At 56.5% G+C, this 3,829-nt stretch carries 2 protein-coding genes and 1 tRNA gene; all 3 read left to right on the top strand.

All coding sequences use genetic code 11. The annotated features are described in order from the left end of the window. The coding region (locus tag H0V34_14480; protein MBA2492834.1) for a DNA primase at positions 1 to 1,441 on the top strand (1,441 nt) is incomplete at its 5' end. 88 nt (positions 1,442 to 1,529) lie between these two features. After that, entirely contained in the window at positions 1,530 to 3,359 is a 1,830-nt protein-coding gene (gene rpoD, locus H0V34_14475) for an RNA polymerase sigma factor RpoD (GenBank protein ID MBA2492833.1), read from the top strand. 73 nt (positions 3,360 to 3,432) lie between these two features. After that, a tRNA-Ile gene (locus tag H0V34_14470) sits at positions 3,433 to 3,509 on the top strand. The last annotated feature ends 320 nt before the right edge of the window (positions 3,510 to 3,829 follow it).

Raw genomic sequence — 3,829 nt, 5'->3', positions numbered from 1 at the left:
GCTTGAAGTGCCGAAAGAACCGGGGGCAGACCAATCAGCTCAGCACGACGATCTCTACGAGATCCTTGAACAGGCAGCTCGTGTGTATCAGGCGACGTTGCGCAAGAGCCAAAACGCAATCGACTATCTGAAAAACAGGGGTTTGAGCGGTCAGACAGCGTTTGATTATGGTCTTGGTTACGCGCCGCCGGAATCGTCTATTCTCATTAACGCCCTGGGTCAGGCAAAACAGGATTCACTGATCCGCGCCGGATTAATCAAGCACGACGAAGGGCGAAGCCAGGCGCGCTTTCGCAACCGTGTCATGTTTCCGATCCGAGATCGGCGCGGGCGCGTGATCGGCTTCGGCGGTCGCGTGCTCGACGATGGCATTCCAAAGTATCTCAATTCGCCCGAGACGGCTCTGTTTCGGAAGTATGAGTCGCTGTATGGTCTGTTCGAGCTTCGTAAGGCACTGGGAAGGACGGAGCGGGTGCTCGTCGTCGAAGGCTACATGGATGTGCTGGTGCTGGCGCAACACGGCGTACGCAACGCGGTTGCGACGCTGGGTACCGCAACGACTCAGCAGCATATAAAGCTGCTATTGCGGCAGACGCAAGAGTTCGTATTCTGCTTCGATGGCGATCGCGCGGGCCGCGAGGCCGCCTGGCGGGCGGCGCAACAGCTATTGCCGGTATTCAGCGATGGCTGCGAAGCGCGCTTTATGTTTCTTGTCGACGGCGAAGACCCTGACAGCCTGATTCGGCGGGAGGGCAGGGATGCTTTTCTGGCGCGCGTAGCGAGCGCGGTCCCGTTGGCCGAATACATGTTTATGCAGTTCGCGGAGGGACTTGACACCGATGCCACCGCGGGCCGCGCGAGACTGGCTCAACGTGCGCAACGCTATCTGCAAGAATTACCTGACGGCGTATTCAAGCGGTTGATGTACAAGGAACTGTCGATACGTGTCGGCACCTCTGTGTCCGCGCCTGCAACATCAGCCAGGCAGGTCGCAGCGGAACAACGCGCGCACATATCGCAACCAGGGCCCCAAAGCCCGGTGCGCCGGGCCATTGCCATGTTGCTCAATGAGCCCAGACTTGCTCAACAGGTACCCTCAACGGAGCAATTAGAAGCGCTTGAGTTGCCGGGTATCACTCTACTTACGCATATCATTGAAACCCTGCGAGCCAATCCCCATCTAACGTCAGCATCGCTGCTCGAACGTTATCGATCCAGCGAACATCACGTTCATCTACTAAAATTAATGGAATGGCGGGCGCCTGCCGAAAACTTTGATCTTGTGGCTGAATTCCTCGGCACTGTCGCCGCTCTGCAGGCCCGAGCGTTGAGGCACCAGACAGACTCGCTGCTCGCCAAAGAGCGCAACGAGGGGCTGGATGAGCAAGAGCAGCGCAAACTTGAACAGATGCTGCGGGCGCGGATCCAGGCGGGCATATAAAACAAAGAATCAGCTATTTTCTGCTATAATGGCCGGTTTGGCTTGCCTCGCTGGCGGCCGGCTTTTGGGGCTCAGTTAGGTATACGACATGGATCAAGATCAGCAATCCAAGCTTAAAGCTTTGATCGCGAAGGGCAAAGAGCAAAGCTTTTTAACCTACGCCGAAGTCAACGATCATCTGCCTGACGGCATCGTCGAGTCCGAGCAGATCGAAGATATCATCAGCATGATCAACGACATGGGTATCGCTGTTCACGAGCACGCGCCGGATACGGACAGCCTGATCCTGACTGACAGCGGCGTGGAAACCGACGACGACGCGGCGGAGGAAGCTGCCGCCGCGCTGGCTACTGTCGATGGTGAATTCGGCCGCACCACCGACCCGGTACGCATGTACATGCGGGAAATGGGCACCGTGAGTCTGCTGACCCGGGAAGGCGAAATCCAGATAGCCAAGCGCATCGAGGAGGGCCTGGGCCAGGTATTATTCGCGCTCGCGCAGTTCCCGCCCGCTATCGATATGCTGCTTGCCGAATTCGATCTGGCGGAAGCCGGGGTAAGACGTATTGGTGACGTGATCGCCGGATTTGTCGACCCCGATGACGACACGAACGCGCAGCCGAACGCGGCCAGCAAGGTGGCGGCCATCGCACCGGAAGGTTCCGAAGACGACGATGCGGACGCGGATTCGGCAACCGAGATCGATACCGGGCTGGATGTCGAAGAAGCGCGCAAGCGGTTTGAGCAGTTGCGCACGCTGCATGCCAAGGCCAATAGTCCGGCGGTTAAGAAAAACGCCAAACGACACGCACAGGCGCGTGAAGCGATCGCCACACACTTTATGCAGCTCAAGCTGGTTCCGCGGCTGATCGATCAGCTCACCCGAACCCTGCGTTCCACCATTGATCGCATCCGCACTCATGAGCGGCGCATCATGCACCTGTGCGTGAACGAGGCTCACATGCCGCGTCGTGAGTTTATCGACACGTTCCCCAGTAAGGAAACCAACCTGAAGTGGCTCAAAGAGACGGTCAACTCCGAGGCCAAATATGCGTCCGCGCTGGCGGTTTACGAAGAAGATATTCTGCGGGCGCAGAAGAAGCTGATCAGTAACCAAGAGCATGCCGGACTCGCCATCGTGGCGATCAAGGACATCAACCGGCGCATGTCTATCGGGGAAGCAAAAGCGCGCCGTGCGAAGAAAGAAATGGTCGAGGCCAATCTGCGGCTGGTGATTTCAATCGCGAAAAAATACACCAATCGCGGGTTGCAGTTTCTGGACCTTATCCAGGAAGGCAATATCGGCCTGATGAAGGCGGTGGACAAGTTCGAATACCGGCGTGGATACAAGTTTTCCACATATGCGACCTGGTGGATACGGCAGGCCATCACGCGCTCGATCGCGGATCAGGCGCGTACAATCCGCATCCCGGTGCACATGATTGAAACCATCAACAAGCTCAATCGCATTTCACGGCAGATGTTGCAGGAAATGGGACGCGAGGCGACACCGGAAGAACTCGCGGTGCGCATGGAAATGCCGGAAGACAAGGTGCGCAAGGTCCTCAAAATCGCCAAGGAACCCATTTCGATGGAAACACCCATCGGCGATGACGAAGACTCGCATCTGGGTGATTTTATTGAAGATTCCAACATTGTCTCACCGGTGGATTCGGCCACCAATGAAGGCCTGGGCGAAACGACGCGGGAGGTGTTGTCATCGTTGACGCCGCGCGAGGCGAAAGTATTGCGGATGCGCTTTGGTATCGACATGAATACCGACCATACCCTGGAAGAGGTGGGCAAGCAGTTTGACGTAACGCGAGAGCGCATTCGCCAGATCGAAGCCAAGGCGCTGAGAAAGCTGCGGCATCCAAGTCGCTCCGAGCAGTTGCGCAGTTTTCTGGATCTGGAGTAATTCGTTAGCTTGTCTGCCTGCCGGGCTCCCGATGGCGCTTGCGCGTTGAGAAAGTAGTAACAGATCGCTGTCCGGGCCTGTAGCTCAGTTGGTTAGAGCAGGGGACTCATAATCCCTTGGTCCCAGGTTCGAGTCCTGGCGGGCCCACCAACTAAAACAATTAGTTAAGAGTAATTTTTCTCGTGACAATAACCTGGATGAACAGTTGGGTAACAGTTTGGGTAACAAGACACCAACAATCTAATGTTGGCGATCGACCGTTTCGTAACCAGTAGGTCGGAGGTTTGATGCTTCTCGCCGGCACCATAAAAACAACGAGTTAGTCGGAATCAACGAATGGTGGGTTCTAGGTAACCCATAGGAAGTCATCCGCACTGCCGTCGTTCGGGTGCCATCCTGCGGAACTGGGCACCCAGACGGACGGGCGGCTTTCTAGTAAATTTGTTGCAGCCCTGAACTAGTGGCACGTG

The organism is Gammaproteobacteria bacterium (assembly GCA_013696315.1).
GTDB lineage: Bacteria > Pseudomonadota > Gammaproteobacteria > JACCYU01 > JACCYU01 > JACCYU01.
The sequence above is the reverse complement of the archived record's forward strand: the minus strand, read 5'-3'. Positions and strand labels throughout refer to the sequence as shown.

Bases quoted from the DNA above. Each gene is read 5' to 3' on its own strand.
- rpoD (MBA2492833.1), top strand. From the start codon at position 1,530: ATGGATCAAGATCAGCAATCCAAGCTTAAAGCTTTGATCGCGAAGGGC.